The organism is Neobacillus kokaensis, from assembly GCF_014656545.1.
In the GTDB taxonomy this organism is placed as follows: domain Bacteria; phylum Bacillota; class Bacilli; order Bacillales; family Cytobacillaceae; genus Neobacillus; species Neobacillus kokaensis.
This window is the reverse complement of sequence record NZ_BNDS01000030.1, coordinates 1-23,734: the sequence shown is the minus strand read 5'-3', so window position 1 is coordinate 23,734 and position 23,734 is coordinate 1. Positions and strand designations below refer to the sequence as shown.

The following is a 23,734-nucleotide window of genomic DNA, read 5'->3' as shown; positions in this document are numbered from 1 at the left end:
AACCATTAGAATGATGAAAAATTGGACATAATTGAAAGTAACTCCCAGAATCGAGGTGCCTTTATGAAACGAAAACTCATCATCTGGTTAAGCATCTTATTTGTCATCTTTATGGCAGCACTATTCATTTACTACTTGATAAAAGGTGATTCCTCTAGATGGCAGGTAGCTCTTGGCGGGATTTTAGTCAGCGTTTTGCCGCTTCTATTATTAAAATTGAATGAAAATCCTTTTAACATACCAATTATAATCGGCTATTATCTGTTTCTGTTTTGTTCTTTGTATCTGGGTTCCATCTCGAGCTTTTACCTCCATGTTAAATGGTGGGATTCTACCCTGCATTTCTATAAAGGGATTTTCATTGGATTTGTAGGGATTGTCCTTTTTAAACGGCTTATACCCGAAAAAGTTAGAAACGATGTATCGGTATGGATTCTGGTTCTTTTCGTCCTTTCACTCGCGGTTTTATCCAGCGTAATATGGGAAACTTATGAATTCGTTGGTGATTTAACCTTTACACATACAATGCAAAGAGGCGGAAATAAAGATACAATGATGGATTTATTATGGGGCATGGCCGGCGGATTCCTTGTTAGTATCTATTCACTGTATCGAAAAAAGAATATTTAGAAGGAGGGGTTCAAAATGAAGCGGAAACTTGTCATCAGTTTAAGTGCCTTGTATGTCATCTTCATGGCTATTTTAGCAGTGTACTACTTCAATCAAGGAGAATCGTTTAAATTTACGATTTCCATTGGCGGTATGGTCTGCGGTGCCATACCACTAATACTTGCACTGTTTACAAAACTAAAGTTTAACCTGCCGATTGTCATTTCCTATCTAATTTTCTTAGTAATGTCACAGTATCTAGGCTCACTCAGAGGCTGGTATGGGCTCGGATGGTGGGATACATTTGTTCATTTTATCAGCGGCGGAATCATCGCCTTTGCAGGGATTGCTTTATACGAAAGATTGATCCACCGAAATGCTGGAAATGCCATTTCCCCTTGGTTTGTATTTTGGTTTACCCTTTCATTTGCCGCCCTTGGCGGGGTATTATGGGAAATCTATGAATTTAGCTGTGATCAGTTTTTAGGCATGAGTTTACAGGGAGGTGGCAATAAGGATACAATGACAGACCTGATTGCCGATACAGGCGGGGGTCTTATTATCGCCTGCTGGAGTGGTATCAGAACAAAGCTTAAATTGAAAAAAAGCAAAGAGCTGCCTTCCGTATAATCAAAAAAGCAGGCTAAACGTTCTCGTTTGCACTGCTTTTTTGATTATATATAACTAAACTGGTACAGCCGCGAAAAACTCATCGTATATCGCTTTTACAGCTCTTACTTCATCTACTTGTTTCACGCCAAACATCATACTGACTTCTGATGAACCTTGGTTTATCATATCAATATTAACATTTGCCTTTGCTAATGCTTTCGAAGCTCTTGCCATTGTTCCGATATTATGACGCATCCCCTCGCCTACCACCATGATAAGGGCCAGGCTATGCTTAATTTTCACTTCATCCGCATGCAATTCCGTTTTAATACGATGTAGAATTTCCGCTTCTTTTTTAGCATTCAGCTGATTTTCTCTTAAAATAACAGATAAATCATCGATGCCTGACGGCGTATGTTCATAGGATAATCCTAAGTCTTCTAAAATGCTTAACAGTTTCCGGCCAAAACCAATCTCCCTGTTCATTAAGTATTTACTTACATAAATACTGCAAAACCCTTCGTCACTGGCAACGCCAATCACTGGACCATTAGTATTATCCCGTTCAGCTACAATTCTTGTTCCATGCGCCTGGGGATTGTTTGTATTTTTAATATGGACCGGAATACCCGCACGAAATGCTGGAACAAGTGCTTCGTCATGCAGTACGGAAAAACCGGCATAGGATAGCTCGCGCATTTCCCGAAAAGTTAATTCCTTGATTTCTTTAGGTCTATCAATCAAGCTGGGATTTACTGCATAAACCGCATCAACATCGGTAAAGTTTTCGTATAAATCAGCTTTAAGTGCATTAGCAAGGATGGAACCGGTAATATCTGAGCCGCTCCGGGAGAAGGTATATACCTCCCCTTCCTTGCTATATCCGAAGAAGCCAGGGAAAACAAGAATTCCTGGGCGTTCATGAAGATCAAAAAGCTGCTCATAGCTTTCTGGGAGCACCTGAGCATTCCCAGGCTCAGCAGTTACAAATAGTCCGGCTTCTTTAGGATCAATATAAGAAGCCTCTACCCCTTTTTCACGAAAAAAGGCGGCAACTAATTTCGCATTATTATCTTCGCCAGCTGCTTTTAGCAGGTCCATAAAACGATCTGGTTTACTTTTGTCAGCATTGATCCTGCTAGTTAAATCTTTCTTAATTTCATTGATAAGACCCTCTGGCAGGGAAAGTTCATCAGCAATCGCTGCATACCGATCAATTAATGCATTGACCTGCTCTTTAGGATCTTCCTTCTTCAAGCACTTTTCAGCACACTCTATTAACAAATCAGTTACTTTTGTATCTTCCGAATATCGCTTACCTGGAGCAGAAACGACAACAACCTTCCGCTCAGGATCAGAAATCACAATATCAAACACCTTTTCCAACTGTTTCCCAGATGCTAAAGACGAGCCACCAAACTTAACTACCTTCATGATTACATCTCCTAAATCAAAAATATAAATTTAATTTTATTACAATTTAGAAAATAATCAAGTCTTTTTTTCCACCGTATATGGACATTTGTATTTTTACAGTGGACAAAAGGGCACCATGTGAATTTTTCACATGGTGCCTGACACCCTAATGGAGAAGTTCAATAAAATGGGCTAGTATTCTTGCCGTCATGCCCCAAATGGCTTTGTCTTCGTAAACATAAAAATATTCTTCTACTTCTCTGGTACGCCAATTGTAGTTTTTGCCGCCAACGATAAGGTCATAGGGAAAGTTTTGTTCAGGAATAACTTTAAATTTCACATAGTGTATTTCCGGTTCATGGCTCATAAAAAAGGATAAAGGTACGGTGAAAACCTCACTTACCTCAACTGGATTACATTTTATCTTTTCAGGTTGGCTGACGTATCCAACAAACGGATAGATGAGCATTCCAAAAGGAGAGACCATAAAATCCAGCGGAAGCACCCCAGATATATCACTAGAATCTACTCCCAATTCCTCTTTCGTCTCACGAATTGCTGCAGCTTTCTCGTCAATATCATCGAGATCAATCTTCCCCCCGGGAAAACAAATTTCTCCCGGCTGACGTCTTAATTGAAGCGAACGGACCTCAAATAACACATGGATTCCATCTTCCTTTTGAATAAGCGGCACCATGACAGCATATTTGGAATATTCACTGCTGCCTAAGATGGATGGCGTATGTTTTTTTAGCTTTGACAAAATCGCTTCCAGTTCCATATGTACACCTCTCATGTAAACAATATTTATCCACCTTTACCTTATCATGTTTTCAACTGATTCGATAGAAAAAAACAACCCAGCTGTTCCGCCGGATTGTGCAAAAATTTATTGCCTATTTTCGATCCAAGAATTCATATACCCTTTGTCCTCATACTGTGCAGCACTTTTTACCACTTTCAATGGATGAAACGTATCAACCATTACCGCAAGCTCAAGCGTTTCCTTCTTCCCAATGCTTGCCTCTGTCTTTCCCGGATGCGGACCATGCGGGATACCGCTGGGATGAAGTGTAATAGACCCCTCCTGAATACCGTTGCGGCTCATAAAATTCCCTGCTACATAATAAAGCAATTCATCGCTATTTACATTACTATGGTAATATGGTGCGGGAATCGCTTCTGGATGATAATCATAAAGCCTTGGTACAAATGAACACACTACAAAATTATTACCTTCAAAGGTTTGATGAACCGGAGGCGGCTGATGAATTCTCCCGGTTATTGGTTCGAAATCGTTAATATTAAAGGCCCAAGGATATAAATATCCATCCCAGCCAACAACATCAAATGGATGATGCCCAAGAATATGTTTGTGAAGCGCTCCCCTGGATTTAGTAAGAACCTGATACTCTCCCTTGCTGTCAAAAGTCTTGAGTATCTCTGGACCGCGAATATCACGTTCACAGAAGGGACTGTGCTCTAAGAGCTGTCCATACTCATTACGATATCGCCTTGGGGTTGTTATCTGACTAAACGACTCCAAAAATAGAATTTTTAAACGGGCATTCGAATCAGGGACTACCCGATAAATGGTACCGATTGGGATAATTAAATAATCTCCTGGGCTGAAGGAAATTGTTCCAAACATTGTTTCAAGTCTGCCAGAGCCATAATGGATAAAGAGCAGCTCATCCCCATCGCCGTTGCGGTAAAAGCCCTCCATTGGTTCTGTAACGTTCATTGTACCTATTAATACGTCTTGATTCCCCAAAATATATTCTCGTGCATTAACCGCATCTCCCTTTTTTACAATTCTCTCTGTAAAAAAGTGACGGTGCTTAAGTGACCCAGCCCGTTCATATTCTGGTAAATAATTTTCATCTTGGTCTGCTTTAATTACTTCAGTAGGCATATAGTGGTGATACAATATTGATTGTGTTCCGGAAAAGCCTCTTGTTCCCATCACTTGCTCCCGGTACAAAGTCCCATCTTCCTTTTTAAACATCGTATGGCGTTTATGCGGAATTTTCCCCAGCCTTTGGTAAAACATGCTCTCACCTACTTTCCACTTATAATTCTATTTGACAAAACTCCCAGTCCATTTATTTCCAAATCGATTTGATCTCCTGGTTCAAGCCAGCGGTGCAGCCCTTGGCCAAGTTCAAGAATACATCCTGTGCCGACTGTTCCTGAACCAATCATTTCCCCAGGATATAGAGTGACATCAGCCGATGCTCTCTCAATCATTTCACCAAATGAATAGTAAATATCCTTCATATTCCCTTCTGATATTTGTATGCCGTTCACTCTTGCTTTCATTTTCATATCAAACCCTTTTCCCATTTTCAGCGGCTCCAGTTCGTCCTTCGTGACAATCCAGGGGCCGATTGAAGTAGCAAAATCCTTTCCCTTGGCAGGTCCTAAACCAACCTTCATTTCCATTCTTTGGAGATCTCTTGCACTCCAATCATTCAGTATACAATATCCAAAAATATGATCCTCTGCATCTCCAGCTTTAATATTTCTCCCTTTTTTACCGATAATACAAGCGATTTCCAGTTCAAAATCAAGACACGCGCACTCCTTTGGCATTTCTATCTCCTCTCCCGGCCCCTTAATCGCCAAATGATTGGAAAAATAGAATACTGGGATCTCATACCACTCGGGGATCATTTTAAGGCCTCGATTCTCTCTCGCCGTTTTCACATGCTGTTCAAAGGCATAAAAATCTCGAAAGCTCCTCGGAGCAGGAAGCGGTGTCTTTAACCTAATTTCATTTAAAGGATAAACACCATCCCGCTCATGGGATAATGGGAATAGTGCTTTAACTCTTTCGAGATTTTCTTGACAAGAATCGAGAAAATCGATTAATGTTTCGGGGATCCTGCCGCTAGATACTTCGTATAGGTCGATGACATTGCAGCTATCTATGACAATACCAGTTCTAGTGGTCCCATCTACCTTTTCAAAGGTTACAAACTTCATAGGCTTTACCTGCCTTCTTTTATGCTAACATTCCAATTAAAGTATATTTTTAAAGATTTCCGCGTTTCTCTTGTTCCCGCTCAATTGACTCGAATAATGCTTTAAAGTTTCCTTCGCCAAAGCCGCGTGCTCCTTTACGCTGAATTATCTCGATAAACAATGTAGGCCGGTCAACAATTGGTTTTGTGAAGATTTGCAACAGATACCCTTCGTCGTCGCGGTCAACCAAGATATTTAATTCTTTTAACTTTTCAATTTTTTCATCAATCTTACCAATACGTTCAGCTAATGAATCATAATAGGCATTTGGTGTAGAAAGGAATTCAACACCATTCTTTTTTAATGTAGAAACAGTGGAAACAATATCTTCTGTTAAAATCGCCAAATGCTGAACGCCCGGTCCATTGTAAAATTCAAGATATTCTTGTATTTGCGATTTCCGCTTACCCTCTGCCGGTTCATTGATTGGAAATTTTATACGTCCGCCATTATGCATAACTTTAGACATTAAAGCCGAATATTCAGTAGTAATATCCTTATCAGTGAAATGTTTCATTTCTTTAAATCCCATGACCTTTGAATAATATTCGACCCATTCCTCCATACGCTCCACATTTCCTACGACATGGTCAAATCCAATTAAACCGGCATCCTCTACCGGTAAATAAGCCGTATATGGTTTGAATCCAGGCAAAAACGCCCCTTGGTAACTTTTCCGTTCAATTAACGTATGGATGGTGTCACCATATGTACCAAGAACGGCCTTTTTTACTGAGCCATATTCATCCTTCAGCACAAAAGGTGCAGAAATGACAATCGCCCCTCTTTCAACCGCTTCTGAAAATGCTTTATCCATATCGTCAACGAGGAGGGCAACGTCCTTGACGCCGTCACCATGTTTTTTCACAAATTGGGCTGCCCTGCTGCCTTCTGTATAAGAACCTGTTAGCACTAAGCGGATCTTCTCCTGCCTAACAACGTAAGAAACGGTTTCACGATTTCCTGTTTCCAAACCAGAATAAGCAATCGGCTGAAACCCAAAGGCGGTACAAAAATAATGACAAGCCTGCTTGGCATTTCCTGTATAAATTTCAATATAATCGACATCCCTTACCGGGAAAAAATCCTCTATCTGATTTTCGGCAACAGCTCTTTTTTCTGACATTTTAAGACCTCCCTATAAAAAATTGAAATATTCGAATTAATTTTAAAGTAAAATTCCATATTCTCTCAAGAACAGGGGGGAAAGCTGTGCCGCTTTCAGGTAATAAAGAAAAATTCTTTTCATATAATAAATTGCGAGAAAAAACAAAAGAAACACCCATCAATAATGGATGTTTCTCCTATTAACCTTGTAATTATGTTTTTTGGTAAAATATTATAGACTACTTCGTTATTAAAAATTTTTTACGATAGAATAGCCCGGTCACTTGCCATTTGTGTGCCGCGGATTCGTTTAAATTCCTCCAATAGGCCTTCAATTGTTAGATGCTTCTTCTGTTCTTCATTTACCTCAAGAATAATCTGACCTTTATCCATCATGATGAGACGGTTTCCAAGGTCAATTGCCTGCTGCATATTATGTGTAACCATTAAGGTTGTCAGCTTATAGCGATCGACAATCTCCTTGGTAATGTTTGTGATTAGTTCTGCCCTGGAAGGATCAAGAGCAGCTGTATGCTCATCAAGGAGTAAAATAGACGGCTCGGTAAAGGTTGCCATCAATAGGGAAAGGGCCTGACGCTCCCCGCCTGATAACAAACCTACTTTAGCACTAAGGCGGTTTTCTAATCCTAGATGAAGGGTTTCCAGCACTTCTCGAAAGTATTCCCGCCTTTTATTCGTTACACCCCTTCTTAAGGTCCGGGTCTTATTCCGGGAATAGGCCATCGCGAGATTCTCTTCAATTGTCATACTGGGAGCGGTACCTGCCATTGGATCCTGAAAGACCCGTCCAATCATTTTTGAACGCTTATATTCGGTCATATTGGTGACATTATTACCATCGATATATACTTCCCCAACATCCGGGAATAACCCGCCTGAGATAATGTTCATCAACGTTGATTTTCCGGCACCGTTACTGCCTATTATGGTAACAAAGTCTCCAGCTTTAAGGGAAAGGTTAATTTGATCGATAGCAATTTTCTCATCCGGAGAGCCTTCATTAAATATCTTATGAATCTGATTTAATTGCAGCATGATTTTCCCCCTTCCCCTTGACAGAAGTCGCCAAGATGTTTAACATTTCTGCTTTTCTACGGGCTTTGCGTTTCTTTTCTTTAGAGTGCTCCAATACTTTCGGCATCGTAAGGGCAGTTATGACGATAATAGCTGTTATGAGTTTCATATCTCCTGGGTCTAGGAAATCAAACCGGAGAGCCATTGACACAACAATACGATATATAATTGATCCGCCAATTACAGCCAGCGTTGTTCTGACAATCGTCTTTGTGCCAAATAGAGCTTCACCAATAATCACCGAGGCAAGACCAATAATAATCATCCCAATACCCATGCCGACATCAGCAAATCCCCCCTGCTGGGCAATCAATGCACCAGAAAAGGCAACTAAGGCATTGGAAATTCCAAGTCCTAAAATGGTCAAAAGGTTCGTATTAGCTGAAAAGCTGCGAATCATTCGCTTATTATTCCCCGTTGCTCGAATAGCAAGGCCAATTTCCGTTTGTAAAAACCAATCGGTCAGGAATTTAATCCCAAAAGTCACGATTAACATCATAATGAGAACGCCCCATGTCTCAGGGAGACTATCACCTAAGCCGACAATTGTCAGTAAATTATTCAAAAACGCATCTATACCGATTTTTTCAAATACCGCCTCAAGCTTTGAAAAAGCAGTGTCAGTATTTAACATGGAGATATTGGGGCGCCCCATAATTCTGAGGTTAATCGAATATAGGGCAATCATCATTAAAATACCTGATAATAAATTATTGATTTTACCAAAGGTATGCAGGATGCCTGTCATACATCCGGCTAAAAATCCAGCCAACAGTGCCACTACTGTAGCTAAATAGGGATTAACACCACCCATAATCATTACGGCTGCAATCGCGCCTCCAGTTACAAAGCTGCCGTCTACCGTTAAATCGGGAAAATCTAGAATACGAAAGGAAAGATAGACGCCCAGAGCCATAATCGCATAGATGATACCCGCTTCAAATGATCCAAAAATTGCCGTAAACAATAAGATCATCCTTTCTTTTAGTCTTTAGGCCTAAGCGATAAAGATTTACAATTTCAAATAAACTATTAATCTCTAATCAGTCAAGGAGTCAATCTTATTCTAGATTGACTCCCGCCAAGCATTTAGTTAATTATTTTCCGTCGTAGAACTCACCAAGGCTTTTCCATTCCTCTTTTACCGTTAACCCTTGGGCTTCCGCTGCTTTCTTATTAATAACAAGCTTCAAGCTTTTTGGCAGCTCAACTGGAATGTCAGACGCCTTTTTATTGCCGCTTAAGATTTCTGCAGCCATTTCCCCGGACTGATAGCCAAGGTCATAATAGCTAAATCCGCTCGCTGCAACTGCACCTTTTTTCATAGAGTCAAGCTCACCGACAAATAACGGAATCTTTTTGTTGTTCGCAACTGCAATTACAGCATCAAGCGCCGTTACAACTGTATTATCTGTTGGGATATAAAAAGCATCAACGCGCCCAACAAGTGACTCAGCAGCCTGTTTCACCTCTGATGTATTGGCAACAGATACTTCAACAAGCTTAGCTCCCTTATCTTGTGCTAATTTCTTTACCTCATCAACTTGAACAACAGAATTTTGTTCACCGGCATTATAGATAACGCCGATATTTTTTGCTTTTACTTCGTCCGTAATAAAGCTGATTGTTTTCTTTGTAGCTTCCGGATGATTATCTGTCGTTCCTGTAATGTTTTTACCAGGTTTATCAAACGCCTCAACCAATCCTGCACCTACCGGGTCGGTTACAGATGTAAAGATAACTGGAATATCTTTAGTCGCATTAAGTGCAGCAATGGCACTTGGAGTCGCATTTGCAAAGATCAAGTCCACTTTGTCCCCGACAAAGTTTTTCGCGATGGTTTGTGTATTATTTTGGTCTGCCTGTGCATTTTGTACATCAAATTCCACTTTAATTCCCTTGTCTTCTAATGCTTTTTGAAAGCCCTCTGTTGCTGCATCTAATGATGGGTGCGGGGCAAACTGCGAAATTCCAACTTTAAATGTTTTTTCCTTATCAGTTCCTCCCTGTTTCGCCTCTCCTGCTGACTCTTTACTGCCGCATCCTGCTAGAAGCAGCATTCCTGCTAAGGCAATTGAAAGCCCTTTTACTGTTTTTTTCATTGTTTAAAAGTCCCCCTTAAATTGTCAAAAAAAGTATTCTAAAAATTCATATATTAAAAACTATTCTAGTATTTTTTTAGGCCAAAAGCAATAGAATTAGGAAAAATATTTTTTCGCTTTAAAGCATTTTAGTCACATAGGGCTTTATTACAAATACAAAAAAGCCTTCCGAAAGTACAGAAGGCCAATAAAATTATATTAAACTATGAATGGGGGAAACTTATTTTGCAATTACCAATCTTGAGTGTTATCAAGCAATTTATCAATCTCTACCTGTTTCATCATAAAAGCGCTATTCTCAGTTGTTAGATCTAACGTTGCCTCTAGTAATGTGTCAATATCAATAACCTTTGTTCCCATTTATCTAACCTCCCGAGTGAAATAAACTTTTTTCTTTTACTATATTCTTCGTAATAATACGCAGGAACATGGGGGTTGTTTCTAAAAAAGTCAATGAAAAATATTTGAACGTATTTGATTTCACTAGGAAGGTATGATTTAGTTCACTATTTTTTCACAAATTGCCGTTTACAATGATTAGTGAAACAAACAAGCAGTTGGGGGACTTCTTGTTTGGCTATTTCAATAATGGGAGGGAATAGAATGTACCAATTAATTGCCTGGTACGCTACACTTTTTTTCGTTTTCCTCATCGCACTTGCATTTTCTTTTGTTTATGGGGAGTCGAGAAAATTAAGAGAGTATGGACCTATTCAAGAAAAAGGCTACAAAATTCGTAAATTTTATTTTCTTGCTTTAATTGCCGTTATGGGGTTTGCCTCAAGCTTAACGTTGAGCAGGCTGCCATACCACGCACAGCATGCGAAAGCAGAATCTAATGCAAAAGTTGTTGATGTTACAGGGTATCAGTTTGCTTGGGATTTAAGTGACGAAAATTTTTCGGTTGGGGAGCCAGTAGAGTTTCGCGTTACAAGCAAGGATGTTACCCACGGATTTGGCTTATATGACCCTGACTTAGAGCTTATTAGCCAAACTCAGACTATGCCAGAATATACTAATGCTCTTACAGTAACGTTTGATAAGCCGGGAACTTATAAAATTATGTGCTTGGAATATTGCAGTACCGGACATCATCTGATGATCAAAGATATCGTTGTAAAACCGAAAGGAGGTAAATAAATGGAAGCAAAAGCTCGTAGTCTCAATAAAAAAGCCGTTGCTATTGCCTTAACTATTACCTCTATAGTGCTGGTATTAATGATGATTTTCGGTGTTATAATGCTTTTGAATCAAGGAAATGTAGTTAAAATTTCACCGCAATTATTTTACCAAGTGATGACCATCCATGGAACGGGTATGGTTGGAATTGCTGCCTTAGGCGGAAGCGCCATCATGTGGTATTTTTTAACCAAATATATTCATTTGAATCCAAAGATCTACTTTACAAATCTATTTCTTTCATTAATAGGCGTTGTTATGGTGCTGGTAGCAATATTTGTATTTAAGTTTTCGGATGGCTGGACATTCCTCTATCCACTTCCTTCAGCATCAGCGAAAATATATGGCTCAACAGGAGCCCTGCTATTCTTATTTGGCTTGTTAATTTTAGGTGTCGGCTACCTAATCATGTATTTTTATATCGCTGTAAGATTTGTAAAAGAATATGGCAGCTTAGGTAAATCACTTGGCTGGGATTATATTTTTAGGGGAAAGAAAGGTTATGGGCCCCCTGCTGCAGTTGTAGCTTCTACAATGGTTATTATTGCAAATTCTGTTGGTATCATTGCAGGGGCAACAGCATTAGTGGAGTCAATTATAAATATATTGAATCCTCATATCACTTTTGACCCAATGCTTGCCAAACATTTGACATATGCCTTTGGCCATATTTTTGCCAATTGCACCATTTATATGGCTGTTATTGCCGTTTATGAAATTCTATCAGAGTACACAGGTCGCCCTTGGAAGTCTAATAAAGCTTTCCTAATAGCATGGAACTGTTCAACTCTGTTTACACTAATGATTTATACACACCACTTATTAATGGACTTTGCCGTGCCGCAATGGATGTTGATTATCGGCCAAATATTTTCATATGCAAACGGTCTTCCTGTAATGGTTGTAACAGCATATGGGGCCCTAATGATTGTTTTCCGTTCAGCTGTAAAATGGGACTTTGCCTCCAGTATGATGTTTTTAGCCATGTTCGGCTGGGTGGCAGGTGCAGTACCGGCAATTATTGACGCCACAATTGTTGTTAACCATGTTATGCATAATACCAAATGGGTGCCGGGACACTTCCATACATACATGGGAATGGGTGTGGTTGCGATGATTTTCGGTTTTATGTACTATTTTAATAAATCCGAAGGCACACAAAAACAAAATGGGTTTGATAAGCTTGCAATTGCCACTTATTTTCTTTTTTTCACCGGCTTAGCAGGATCATTCTTGTATGCTGGCAAAATCAGCGTACCACGCCGGTGGGCAGAACATTTACCTGAATGGACAAGTTCAGACCAAGCTGGTGTCATATGCGGAATTTTTGTCATTGCCGCTGCTATAATTTTTACTACTCGGTATATAATTGGATTAAGAAATATTGGGCGGCAACCCCAGCAAAAAAAATCCTATAAAACTGCATCATAAGAAAAACAATCCAGCCTAAGTCAGGCTGGATTGTATTCATTTCTAGGCTTGTTTTCTTAATTGGTTCTTAATCAACTTTTGATTTTCTCCCTTCTTAAAGAAGTATTTCATCATTGGCGGAGTGACGATAGTCGTAACTAGAACGACTACAACTAATATGGAGAATAGTTCCTGTGTAATTAATTTTGTTTCTAAACCAATAGTGGCCAAAATCAAGGCTACTTCCCCACGTGATACCATTGCAGCTCCAATAGCCAGCGAGCTATTCCAAGAAAAGCGTGCCATTTTTGCACCAATGGCAGCTCCTACTAATTTTGTTAAGATTGCAATAATACTTAAGATCACCATGAAGCCCAAATGCTGCCCTATTCCATCAAAACTAGCTTTCACACCAATCGAAGTAAAAAATACTGGGATGAATATAGAAAAGCCGATTGTTTCTACCTTTTCAAATACTTCATTCTTATAATCTGTTAAACTTATGGCAATACCGGCAATGTAAGCTCCAATAATCGCCGCCACACCTGTTATTTCTGCGGCATAAGCGAATAGAAAGCAAATAATCAAAGCTGCTGTGATGACCGTTTCTGTCACCTTTAAAGAAACAAATCTCTTTAAGAACCATGGAACAACCTTCCATGCTACAAAAAACGCGCCGCCAAAGAAAAGTACCTTTTTAACGATGACCATGCTTAAGTTTACATCACCACCGGCCATACTCATTAAAAATGCTAAGGCAATGATGACGACAACATCATCAATAACAGCTGCACCTAAAATGGTCGAACCTTCCTTCGATTGCATTTTATTTAATTCTTTAAGAGCTTGAACTGAGATACTTACACTAGTAGCTGAAAGCAATAATCCTAAAAATAATGACTCAACTGTCGACATGTTCATTACAATTCCCGTACCATAACCAACTAATAATGGTACGATTATCCCATTTAAGCCGACATAGGTCGCTGCCTTCCCGGACCTCTTAAATTCGTTTAAATCTGTCTCAAGACCGGCAATAAACATTAACAAAATAACTCCAATTTGGCTTATTTGTTCCAATGTCGTGGTTTCAGTAATAATTCCTAAAACGGCAGGTCCTAATAAAATTCCTATTAACAATTTCCCCAATACAGAAGGCTGTCCTAATCTAACACTTATGTCTCCCGCGATTTTTGAGGCTACTAGAATAATAGCCAGCTGTAATAATAATTCCATCCAATCACCTTTCCTTCTCTAAATTAATAAAAAGGGCCTGTAAACGATTACAGGCCCTTTTTCCAAAAAACACAAAAAGCCTGTCTACCAAGGGCATAGATACCCCTTGGTGACAGACTCCTCCTAAAAAATTTTTATTAAATTTAAGTTACTACTATAATAACAGAACTAAACATATTTATCAATATATTTCGCAAATTTCATAATAATTCTGTAATATCTGTATTTTCTAGCACTTTACTAGCGATTATTATATTTGAATAGCCTTTTTTTAAAAAACTTTCCTTTTCAGGGAGTTCGTCCAAACCATCGAAGATGTTTTTACATAATTTGTATTAGAAAATAAAAGGAGGTGTAGTTAAATGAGCTACGGTGGTGGAAACATGAGCTTTGTATTGATTGTTGTTCTGTTTATCCTATTAATCATTGTTGGTAGTTCCTACGGAGGTTTCTACTAAATTACAGGAAATGAAACCTGCTGCCATCCTGAATTAGTTGGCAACGGAGATAGGATATTCCTGGTCCCCCCTTACAATCAATAAAGGCTGGGCAATTTGCCCAGTCTTTTATTGTGCAGCTAACTATTTTTCTAACAGATTAGTATTATCGTTTGGATTTTCGGTATCCAGCATCTTGAGCATCCTTTTCAGAACAAAACCATACAATATTATCCTTGGCAGATTCATAGTAACTTCCGCCCGGAACATGGTAAATATGAGAATTGGCATTCCCTTTAATTTTCCCTTTGCACGCCAAATTATTTTCTTGATCGTCACCAGGGTTATTTTGAAAACTGCCTTCACTTTTATTGTTTGAACGGCTCGGCGATTGTTGATCACTATTTACTGTGGAGGAATGATAGCCATCCTCCTGAGCATAATTTTCAATTGACCAAATGCCCACACCTTTTTTCTGAGCTTCTTTCTGAACCGCATAAAATTCATCTACATATTTAGTATTGGGAGCATAAACATAAGCAATTCGGGCCAGCCCTTTCTCAAGAAGCATTTTATTAAACATTTTTCCATCAATGTAAATATAACCCAGTAGGCGGCCGTATTTATCACGGCCATCTCCAATCCCGGGTTCAATTTCCACCTTTTCTCCTACTGAAAGGATTTTTTTAGTGTATTCTGACGCCTCTGGCCCAAATGGTTGAACGCCTAAACGGGGATGATGGGTTTCCGGTGTATCTACACACAGCATTCTAAGCTTTTCAACCCTATTATTGATTTTTACTTCAACAGTATCACCGTCTATATTTTTCACGATGACAGCCGGGATTAGTCTTTTATCAGTTTCTGAAACATTTGTAGAATGTTCACTATTTAGTGAATCTTTAGGTCCAACAGTTTTTTGCTCAACAGGAGGTGCTGCATGATTGGAGACATCTTTATTTGTGTTATTTGAAGCCGGGTCAGTACTCGTACATCCAGTAATAATAACTCCCAGAATGAAAACAAAAAACAAAATGGAAAATTGTAATTTATTCCGCATAGAAAAAAACCTCTTTTGTTATTAATAATATATCCACTATTGTAACAAAACTTAAAGATAATCTGAAATAAAAAAAGAGAGAAGACACGTCTTCTCTCTTTTTTTATTGATTATTTTCAATTGTCTCTGTTCCCTTTTTAGCATTTGGTCCAAGATAATCGTAGTCATTTGGGTTTATTGGTGTATACCCTTCTGGTTTATAGAACCGAAGGAGGTCTTTATAAACCACTTCATCTGACATCTGCATCTCTGTATTGACACTGTCAGAAATATCCTTACATGCTTCAGAGTCTTCCAAAAGTTCATCAGTATTTGCAGAATAACATTTATCTTTTACTTGAATCATATCTGCAGAAACAAAATCACCATTTCGGAATAATGCCCAATTGCGATGCTGTTTAGATAAGAGATCAGAACCAAATTCCAAGTAATCCTTCGTATCAATACCAAGTAGATGAAGCACTGTTGGACGAACGTCAACTTCCCCGCCTACTTGTGATTGAATACCACCTTTAACCCCCGGTACATGAATATATAGCGGTACCCGCTGCAATTTCGCACTAATCGCAGGTGTAATTTCATCGACTCCTAGTACTTGTGCCATGGCATCATTATGGTTTTCGGAAATACCATAGTGGTCACCATAAAGGACGACGATAGTATTATCATATAATCCGGATGTTTTTAAGTCATTAAAGAATTGTTCCAATGCTTGGTCCATATAATGGGCAGATTGGAAATATTGGTTAACAACCGTATCGCCATAATCACCTGCAGGAAAATCTGTATCTCCAGGATCCATTGCAAATGGGAAATGGTTCGATAATGTAATGAACTTCGTGTAGAAAGGCTGCTTCAGGCTTGTGAGCATTGGCATTGACTCTTTAAAGAACGGTTTATCCTTTAAGCCATAGTTCTTTGTATTTTCTTCCGTCATGTTATAGTATTCAGCATCAAAAAACTGATCATAGCCGAAAGCTTTGTAAATTACGTTTCGATTCCAGAATGTTTTATAGTTTCCATGGAATACTGCCGAAGTATATCCTTGACCTTTTAATATCGCAGGCATAGCTTGGTAGGTGTTTTGCGCTTTGTTAACAAAAACAGCCCCCTGTGCCATTGGATATAGAGAGTTCTCCATTAAAAACTCGGCATCAGATGTTTTCCCCTGCCCTGTTTGATGGTAGAAATTCTTAAAATAGAATGTATTTTTATCATGTGTTAACGAATTTAGGAATGGAGTAACTTCTTGACCATCCGGCATCTTATAATCGATCATGAAGCTTTGTAAGGACTCCATTGAAACATAAATTACGTTCATTCCTTTTGCTTTGCCAAAATACTTAGGGTTAGGTGCTGCATAATTGGCTTTACGATAGTTCTCTACATCTGTAATATCACTTGAATCAGCAAGTGCACGCTGACTGGATGATTTAACGTTTTGTATTACATCATATATGGTAAAGTTATATGCCCCAAGATACTTTACTAAGTAATTTCTATCAAAAGAACGCGTTAATAGTTGTGGGCGGTCTTTTTCAGCTAAACCAAGGTTAAATAAAAAAGTTGTTATTGAAAATAACAGAACAATTTTAAATGATTTTCTGTTCGTTACCGTCACATGTTTGAAAACTGTTAATGCTAATGCAATCAAAATAAAGAAATCTGCAAAGTAAAAAATGTCCCATGGCGACATTAATGACAGCGCACTATCCCCTAACTGACCTGCGTTTGTCTTAGTCTGCATTAAAACTGGAACTGTGATGAAATCATTAAAAAAACGATAGTAAGCAATATTTGCGTACAATAAAAAGGATAAAATGAAGTTTGTGATAATCATGACAAGCTTCGTACGCTTTTTAAATAATAATGCCAGCCCAAAAAAGAAAAGTGCTGAGCTTAAAGGATTAATAAACAGTAAAAATTTCTGCAGATTATTATCAATACCAAGATTAAATTCAATTCGATATGCCGCATATGTTTTAATCCAGAATAATATAACGGCTATTGCAAGAAATGTAATATGACTATTATTTAGTTTTTTAGTTAGTGTTGCTTTATTCATTTTGAAATTCTCCTCTCACTTACCAAATTAAGCTTCGGTAAACGAACATCAATTACTATATCATATTTTCTTTAAAATGAAAAACATAAATCATACCAATTAATGTTTAAATCCCGCTAAATCTTTCCCCATTTTTTAACTATTTTCGACATTTTCTCCAAAGATCCAAATATACTTTTCTTTTTTATCCCTATATCCATTTAATTTGTATGATTGCTATTGGTTGGACATGACTATTTTTATTTCTCCATTATATAAGACGAAATAAATGATGATTGGTTTCATTTTTTTTTTAATGACCGTGTAAACTCGCTGTAGCAGGCTAAGAATTATTTCTAATCATCATATAATGAGAGTATTGGGTATGCAATATGATTTTAGACTTATTTATCCAATTAATAATTCTTCGAAGGAAACTCTATAATAATAGAAGGAAACGGTTTCATTTTACCAAAGACGTATGTAAAATAGCTTGTTTACACAGACTAAAATGATTAATTTTTCAAGGAGTGATTAGATGGATACAAATCGAGTTAAACAAATTTTGTCTTCTTCTGCGGATATTGAGGTCAAATATAATGGTACATCCGTTTGGATTGACAAATTAAATGATGACGGCAGAACTGCTACTGTTCATTTACGTGGGCCGCTTGAAGAACGGACTATCGTAGAAATTAATGAATTGATCGAGGAATAATGATTAAAGGCAGGAGTAGCTCCTGCCTATACCATGTCTTCATTCTCTCTTTCAATCTCATTCGGCTGAGGCTCAGCATTCTGCACAATCGAACCGAGGATCTCTCGATTAAATTTACCAGCATCCTTCCCTGCCCCTGGCAAGGTATTTGACATCGGCAATTGTTCTAATTCTTTTCCTCTAGGCATTACTTCACCCTCCTTATTCATAATTTATCCTATCTTTTTGATTTTATTTAATCCAAATTTGCAAATCGTTCAAGATCCCTATTTTTTCCAATCACAACAAGAACATCTCCTTTATCAAGCAGTTTATCGGGAGATGGAGTAATATGGATATCATGATTATGTCGAATTGCAATGACACTAATGTTAAATTTAGCTCTTAAGTCAATTTCCCTTAATGTTTTATCAATCATAGAGTTTGGAATCTTAACTTCCTCCACACTATAATCTTTTGAAATTTCAATAAAATTTAATACATTCGGTGATAAGAGCTGGTGTGCGACTCGAATACCCATATCGCGTTCAGGATACACGACCCAATCCGCACCAACTTTTTCTAGCACCTGACCATGAAGTTTATTTAGCGCCTTAGCAATTACCTTTGGAACACCCATCTCTTTTAGCAGCAAGACACTCAAAATACTTGCTTGGATGTCATTGCCGATTGCTACAATAACTGTGTCGAAATTTCGGATTCCGATTGTTTTCATGGCCTCAGCATCTGTCGAATCTGCTATGACAGCGTGGGTTACATAAGATTGGGCTTCGTCTACCCGTTCTTCATTCACATCTATTCCCAGTACATCCTGACCTGATTCAAACAATTTGTTGGCAATATTAATACCAAATCTGCCTAATCCAATTACTGCATATTGATTAGCCATTTAAGTACCTCCTTTATGTAAAAACTAGCCTATCATGATTTTGCCTTTTGGATATCGGAATGCATCAGGTTTTCTACGCATTGTTACAGCAAATGCAACCGTCAATGGTCCAACCCTCCCGGCAAACATTGTAAAAATAATGATTGCCCTTCCTATTGGAGATAAATCTGGCGTTAAACCCATTGAGAGACCTACTGTTGCAAATGCGGATATTGCTTCAAATAAGATCATAAGAAAATCCTTTCCATGTTCAGTAATCGTCAACACAAGTGTTACTATTGTAACTATTGAAAGACCGCTGAAGGTCACGGTCAATGCCTTATAAATAGTTTCATAAACAATTCGCTGCCGATAAAAAATAACATCCTCCTTCCCACGGATTTGCGACCATACTGCTCCAATCAAAGTCGTAAAAGTCGTTGTTTTAATCCCACCGCCTGTGGAACCTGGTGAAGCACCAATAAACATAAGAAATATGATTAAAAATAAGGAGGTTTGAGTTAAGTCGCCAATACTAAGTGTATTAGCCCCTGCTGTTCGAGCTGTAACCGACTGAAATAAAGACCCTAAAACTTTTCCTGATAGCGAAAGCGGTTTTAACGTTTTAGCATTCGTTAATTCTAAAAAGAAAATCCCGATTGTTCCTATAACTACAAGAAATAAACTTGTCATAAGGACGATTTTTGTATGTAAAGATAATTTTTTAGAGCGACGATATTCGTACAATTCATTCATAACAATAAACCCAATACCACCCAATGTAATTAACATACATACCGTTAAGGTGACTATAGGGTCTGACACATAACTGGTTAGACTATGAAATTCGCCCATTAGATCAAAACCGGCATTATTAAAATTAGAAATAGAATGGAAAATGCCATAATATATTGCTCTTCTAAGCGGCATATCCAAGGAAAAACGAATGGATAACAAGACTGCTCCTGCTCCTTCAATAACTGCAGTAAAAATTAATATCCGCTTTGCAAGCCTGACGACTCCATCCATGGAAATGTTATTTAAGGATTCCTGAAGCAAAATACGTTCTTTTAAAGAAATTCTTTTACCTAATAAAAAGGCAAAGAGTGTTGCAACCGTCATAAACCCTAAGCCTCCAACCTGTATCATGGATATAATGACTATTTGGCCAAAAAGGGTAAATGTTGTTCCTGTATCAACTACAACCAATCCGGTTACACAAGTAGCCGAGGTTGCAGTAAATAATGCATTTAAAAATGACAGACCCTCTCCATCTGTTGTCGAAATAGGAAGGGTCAGAAGAAGAGTCCCGATCAGAATAATAAGTGCGAAGCCGATAACAAGTATTTTAGGCGGATCGAGATAGAATTTTTTCTTTCGCATAATGACCTTCCTTACTTCCTTTGTCGTTTGGACCTATATTTTACCTTATCCAAAGCACGTAATTATTATTTTATTTTCTTATTTTAGGGTAAAACCATTTGTATAGAGATAATCAAATTTTTAAAATGTGCCAAACCTCACAGTTTATTATAGAAACTTGTTCTATAATACACAGAGAAATTTTCCCATCTACGAAAAATGTTTGGTAATATTTGAAAATGGTAAGGAAATATTAATGAAGGAATGAAATGAAGGGGGATTAAAATGAAACAAGGATCAAGACAGCTTTTTGTTCAAACAAGCAGCCTTGTCGTAGGTTTTATGGTCTGGGTATTAATATCTTCATTGATGACTTTTATAAAGGAAGATATTCCCCTGTCAGCGACACAAATCTCTTGGGCAACAGCAGTACCTGTAATTCTTGGCTCTTTGCTTAGAATTCCGATTGGTTTCTGGGCCAACCGTTATGGTGCTAGAATCTTATTTACTGTTAGTTTTATTATTTTAGTTATTCCAATTGCTATTATTAGCTATGCCAATTCATTTTTTATGTTAATTTTGGGCGGCTTTATGCTTGGTATTGGCGGGGCAGTCTTTTCTATAGGTGTTACTTCATTGCCAAAGTATTATCCAAAAGAAAGACATGGTTTTATTAATGGGATCTATGGAGCGGGGAATATTGGTACCGCGATCACTTCGTTCTCAGCTCCAGTTTTGGCAAGTGCTTATGGATGGAGAACGACTATTTTAATTTTCTTAGTGATTGTTTTGATATTTGTTGTCATCAACTTCCTTCTTGGTGACCGTAATGAGCATAAAGTAAACAATTCATTTTTAATTAGTTTCAAACAGGTTTATCGTAACCCTAAATTATGGTTTTTAAGCTTATGTTACTTTATCACATTTGGTTCTTTTGTTGCTTTCACCATCTATTTACCATCCTTTTTAGTAAATCATTTTGACTTAAGTAAGGTGGATGCGGGCCTTCGAACAGCCGGATTCATTGCCCTTGCGACAATCTTTAGACCTGTAGGGGGCTGGCTTGGAGATAAGATCAATCCGTTTTTAATCTTAATGGCAGTATTTTTCAGCCTGACCTTTGCCGGATTTTTATTATCGTTTACACCTTCACTGCCAATTTACTCTTTTGGCTGCTTATTAGTGGCTTTCTTTGCCGGAATCGGGAATGGTGCAATTTTCAAACTGGTTCCTTTATATTTTTCCAAACAGGCTGGGATTGTGAACGGGATTGTTGCTGCAATGGGCGGCCTAGGCGGCTTCTTCCCGCCAATCATCTTAACAATTCTCTTTAATTGGACCGGACATTATGCTATTGGATTCATGTCGCTGTCAGAGTTTTCTTTAGCTACATTGGTTTTGGTAGTTTGGCTTTATTATCAAGATAAACTTGAGGTTTCATCCAAAATTGTGAACCACGCAGGAGAAGGTATTCTCTTGACTGATTCGGGCGGCATTATTCAAAAAGTAAATCCAGCCTTCACGAGGATTACTGGGTTTTCACAAGAAGAAGTAATTGGGAAAACTCCAAGTGTTCTTCAATCCGGTGAACACGACAACCAATTTTATAAAGCAATGTGGGAGCAACTTAAGAAAGAGGGATACTGGGAAGGTGCCATTTGGAACAAACGGAAGAATAATGAGATTTATAAAGAATGGATCACCATCACTGCTATTAAGGATGATGCAGGAGAGACCAAGCATTATGTTGGTTTATTTAAAGAGGACAATGAAAAACAAAAAAGACAATAGGACAATCAAGGAGACCTTCATTTTACGGAGGTCTCTTTCTTTTATTTATGACAACTTTTCGTCAAACCCCCTTTGTTCACAGTTCCTTCACTATTTTTGTGACGTACGTCACAAATTTCATGTTGCCATGTGGTTTATATTAGCATCATAAACACCAATAACTTTCGAATAAAAAATTAAACATACAATAGGGGGAGAAAAAAATGGCCCGAATAACGTATTGGAATCCAGAAGACGAAAAATTCTGGAACACTGAAGGAAAGAAACATGCTAAACGAAACTTGTGGATCTCTGTTCCATCATTAATGCTTGCGTTTATTGTTTGGCAGATTTGGTCAGTAGTTGCTATCAGATTAAACGACATTGGCTTTCACTATACTGAAGAACAGCTGTTTACATTAGCCGCCGTTCCAGGTCTTGTGGGGGCAACACTTCGGTTTGTTTATACGTTTGCAGCAGGAACAATGGGAGGAAAAACCTGGACAGTCATTTCAACCGCTATACTTGCCATTCCTGCTATCGGAATTGGTTTTGCTGTGCAAAATCCGGATACACCGTTCACGGTCATGTTAATTTTAGCGGCACTTTGTGGTTTAGGCGGAGGGAACTTCTCTTCATCAAGTGCAAACATCAGCTTCTTTTTCCCTAAAAAAGAAAAAGGGACCGCACTTGGGATCAATGGCGGCTTAGGAAATATGGGAGTATCTGTTGTACAATTCGTGACACCATTAGTTATCACCTCAGGAACTTTTGCCTTAGTTGGCGGTAAGCAAGTATTATCCAACGGCCAGGAGTTGTGGCTGCAAAACGCTGCCTTTGTTTGGGTCATTCCGATTGTGATCGTAACATTGCTTGCATTATTCAAAATGGATAATGTACCTGGCGCAAAACAATCCGTTGCCGATCAATTTGTCATTGTAAAACGGAAACATACTTGGATAATGACTACGTTATACATTGGAACTTTTGGCTCATTTATTGGTTACTCTGCAGCATTTCCGTTGCTTTTAAAATCGCAATTCCCGGAATACATTTCTCTTGCTTTCCTGGGTGCTTTAGTGGCTGCGGCTGCAAGACCAGTTGGAGGCTGGATATCTGATAAGTTTGGCGGCGCCAAAGTAACAGCCTATGTTTTCGTGGTCATGACGATTGGAGCGTTAGGAGTAATCTACTTCTTAAATGCACAGCAATTTGCTGGATTTTTAATCTCATTCTTGGTGCTATTCTTAGCATCAGGAATTGGATCAGGTTCAACATTCCAAATGATACCGAATATTTTCATACCGAAAGAGGCAGCGCCAGTCATTGGATTCTCAGCAGCATTTGCGGCCTATGGGTCATTCTTAATCCCAAAACTTTTTGGATGGTCAGTTAAAGCAACGGGTACACCAGTAAGTGCCTTCTATATCTTTATTGGATTCTATGTAATCTCTTTCGCATTAAACTGGTATTACTATCAAAGAAAATCAACAGCAGCAAAGGTTATTGTTAAACAGGCTTAAATATTGTTCATAAAGAAAACGCAGTCCAAACTGCGTTTTCTCAGATTGTCGAGAAAGGGTATTTTTCTCGGCAATTTTTTTATTTTATCTGAACATAATACCATTATTTGTTAAAAGATTGTCCATGCTAACAGGCCAGTTGATTTCCGCTCCAGGCAC

The 23,734-nt window shown here is 38.3% G+C and carries 23 protein-coding genes; 8 read left to right on the top strand and 15 right to left on the bottom strand.

All coding sequences use genetic code 11. The features are described from left to right. Positions 1 to 63: 63 nt before the first annotated feature. Positions 64 to 630, top strand: coding sequence for a DUF2238 domain-containing protein (locus IE222_RS22300; RefSeq protein ID WP_191276586.1), 567 nt, complete (start codon positions 64 to 66; stop codon positions 628 to 630). A 15-nt stretch (positions 631 to 645) separates the two neighbouring features. Further along, positions 646 to 1,239 (top strand): DUF2238 domain-containing protein, encoded by a 594-nt coding sequence (locus tag IE222_RS22295; protein WP_191276585.1) that lies wholly within the window; start codon positions 646 to 648, stop codon positions 1,237 to 1,239. 54 nt (positions 1,240 to 1,293) lie between these two features. Here IE222_RS22295 and IE222_RS22290 read toward each other — a convergent pair whose 3' ends face one another. From IE222_RS22290 to IE222_RS26760, 9 genes are all read right to left on the bottom strand, one after another. Continuing rightward, the gene (locus IE222_RS22290; RefSeq protein WP_191276584.1) at positions 1,294 to 2,655 is read right to left on the bottom strand and encodes an aspartate kinase; all 1,362 of its coding nucleotides are present in this window, start codon (positions 2,653 to 2,655) and stop codon (positions 1,294 to 1,296) included. Positions 2,656 to 2,803: 148 nt separating this feature from the next. Next, positions 2,804 to 3,418: an NUDIX hydrolase gene (locus IE222_RS22285; RefSeq protein WP_191276618.1), complete on the bottom strand. Its 615-nt coding sequence runs from the start codon at positions 3,416 to 3,418 to the stop codon at positions 2,804 to 2,806. Between the two features lie 108 nt (positions 3,419 to 3,526). Next, positions 3,527 to 4,690, bottom strand: a complete 1,164-nt coding sequence (locus IE222_RS22280; RefSeq protein ID WP_191276583.1) for a homogentisate 1,2-dioxygenase — start codon at positions 4,688 to 4,690, stop codon at positions 3,527 to 3,529. An 8-nt stretch (positions 4,691 to 4,698) separates the two neighbouring features. Beyond that, entirely contained in the window at positions 4,699 to 5,625 is a 927-nt protein-coding gene (locus tag IE222_RS22275) for a fumarylacetoacetate hydrolase family protein (protein WP_191276582.1), read from the bottom strand. 49 nt (positions 5,626 to 5,674) lie between these two features. Next, entirely contained in the window at positions 5,675 to 6,790 is a 1,116-nt protein-coding gene (gene hppD, locus IE222_RS22270) for a 4-hydroxyphenylpyruvate dioxygenase (RefSeq protein ID WP_191276581.1), read from the bottom strand. Between the two features lie 242 nt (positions 6,791 to 7,032). Then, on the bottom strand, positions 7,033 to 7,827 hold the full coding sequence (locus IE222_RS22265; RefSeq protein ID WP_191276580.1) for an ABC transporter ATP-binding protein: 795 nt from the start codon (positions 7,825 to 7,827) through the stop codon (positions 7,033 to 7,035). Continuing rightward, the gene (locus tag IE222_RS22260) at positions 7,802 to 8,833 is read right to left on the bottom strand and encodes an ABC transporter permease (protein WP_191276579.1); all 1,032 of its coding nucleotides are present in this window, start codon (positions 8,831 to 8,833) and stop codon (positions 7,802 to 7,804) included. The genes IE222_RS22265 and IE222_RS22260 overlap by 26 nt, the downstream gene beginning before the upstream one ends. Before the next feature lie 130 nt (positions 8,834 to 8,963). Further along, on the bottom strand, positions 8,964 to 9,968 hold the full coding sequence (locus tag IE222_RS22255) for an ABC transporter substrate-binding protein (protein WP_191276578.1): 1,005 nt from the start codon (positions 9,966 to 9,968) through the stop codon (positions 8,964 to 8,966). Positions 9,969 to 10,199: 231 nt separating this feature from the next. Further along, positions 10,200 to 10,328 (bottom strand): hypothetical protein, encoded by a 129-nt coding sequence (locus tag IE222_RS26760; protein WP_275671492.1) that lies wholly within the window; start codon positions 10,326 to 10,328, stop codon positions 10,200 to 10,202. A gap of 243 nt (positions 10,329 to 10,571) precedes the next feature. On the opposite strand from IE222_RS26760, the gene IE222_RS22250 reads away from it, so the two are divergent. Both IE222_RS22250 and IE222_RS22245 read left to right on the top strand, forming a co-directional pair. Next, positions 10,572 to 11,108 (top strand): cupredoxin domain-containing protein, encoded by a 537-nt coding sequence (locus tag IE222_RS22250; protein ID WP_191276577.1) that lies wholly within the window; start codon positions 10,572 to 10,574, stop codon positions 11,106 to 11,108. Then, a complete protein-coding gene (locus IE222_RS22245; protein ID WP_191276576.1) occupies positions 11,109 to 12,578 on the top strand; it encodes a cbb3-type cytochrome c oxidase subunit I in 1,470 nt (489 codons plus the stop codon). A gap of 42 nt (positions 12,579 to 12,620) precedes the next feature. Here IE222_RS22245 and IE222_RS22240 read toward each other — a convergent pair whose 3' ends face one another. Then, on the bottom strand, positions 12,621 to 13,793 hold the full coding sequence (locus IE222_RS22240) for a cation:proton antiporter (RefSeq protein WP_191276575.1): 1,173 nt from the start codon (positions 13,791 to 13,793) through the stop codon (positions 12,621 to 12,623). A gap of 362 nt (positions 13,794 to 14,155) precedes the next feature. Between IE222_RS22240 and IE222_RS22235 the strand changes: the two genes are divergently transcribed. After that, on the top strand, positions 14,156 to 14,251 hold the full coding sequence (locus IE222_RS22235; protein WP_191276574.1) for a YjcZ family sporulation protein: 96 nt from the start codon (positions 14,156 to 14,158) through the stop codon (positions 14,249 to 14,251). Between the two features lie 145 nt (positions 14,252 to 14,396). Here the strand turns inward: IE222_RS22235 and IE222_RS22230 are convergent, their stop codons facing one another. Beyond that, positions 14,397 to 15,290, bottom strand: coding sequence for a thermonuclease family protein (locus IE222_RS22230; protein WP_191276573.1), 894 nt, complete (start codon positions 15,288 to 15,290; stop codon positions 14,397 to 14,399). A 103-nt stretch (positions 15,291 to 15,393) separates the two neighbouring features. Next, complete coding sequence (ltaS, locus tag IE222_RS22225; protein WP_191276572.1) at positions 15,394 to 17,355, bottom strand: lipoteichoic acid synthase; 1,962 nt, start codon at positions 17,353 to 17,355, stop codon at positions 15,394 to 15,396. Positions 17,356 to 17,872: 517 nt separating this feature from the next. On the opposite strand from ltaS, the gene IE222_RS22220 reads away from it, so the two are divergent. Continuing rightward, on the top strand, positions 17,873 to 18,052 hold the full coding sequence (locus IE222_RS22220; protein ID WP_191276571.1) for an H-type small acid-soluble spore protein: 180 nt from the start codon (positions 17,873 to 17,875) through the stop codon (positions 18,050 to 18,052). Positions 18,053 to 18,078: 26 nt separating this feature from the next. On the opposite strand, the gene IE222_RS22215 is transcribed toward IE222_RS22220, so the two are convergent. Genes IE222_RS22215 through IE222_RS22205 form a run of 3 tightly spaced genes read right to left on the bottom strand, consistent with a single transcriptional unit; the run spans position 18,079 to position 20,303 of the window. Continuing rightward, a complete protein-coding gene (locus IE222_RS22215; RefSeq protein WP_191276570.1) occupies positions 18,079 to 18,240 on the bottom strand; it encodes a hypothetical protein in 162 nt (53 codons plus the stop codon). A gap of 47 nt (positions 18,241 to 18,287) precedes the next feature. After that, positions 18,288 to 18,941, bottom strand: a complete 654-nt coding sequence (locus IE222_RS22210) for a potassium channel family protein (RefSeq protein ID WP_191276569.1) — start codon at positions 18,939 to 18,941, stop codon at positions 18,288 to 18,290. Between the two features lie 24 nt (positions 18,942 to 18,965). Continuing rightward, positions 18,966 to 20,303: a TrkH family potassium uptake protein gene (locus IE222_RS22205; protein ID WP_191276568.1), complete on the bottom strand. Its 1,338-nt coding sequence runs from the start codon at positions 20,301 to 20,303 to the stop codon at positions 18,966 to 18,968. A gap of 264 nt (positions 20,304 to 20,567) precedes the next feature. Here IE222_RS22205 and IE222_RS22200 point away from each other — a divergent pair, with 264 nt between their 5' ends. Together IE222_RS22200 and IE222_RS22195 are read left to right on the top strand one after the other, a co-directional pair. Then, the gene (locus tag IE222_RS22200) at positions 20,568 to 22,073 is read left to right on the top strand and encodes an MFS transporter (RefSeq protein WP_191276567.1); all 1,506 of its coding nucleotides are present in this window, start codon (positions 20,568 to 20,570) and stop codon (positions 22,071 to 22,073) included. Positions 22,074 to 22,276: 203 nt separating this feature from the next. Beyond that, on the top strand, positions 22,277 to 23,575 hold the full coding sequence (locus IE222_RS22195; protein WP_191276566.1) for an MFS transporter: 1,299 nt from the start codon (positions 22,277 to 22,279) through the stop codon (positions 23,573 to 23,575). The last annotated feature ends 159 nt before the right edge of the window (positions 23,576 to 23,734 follow it).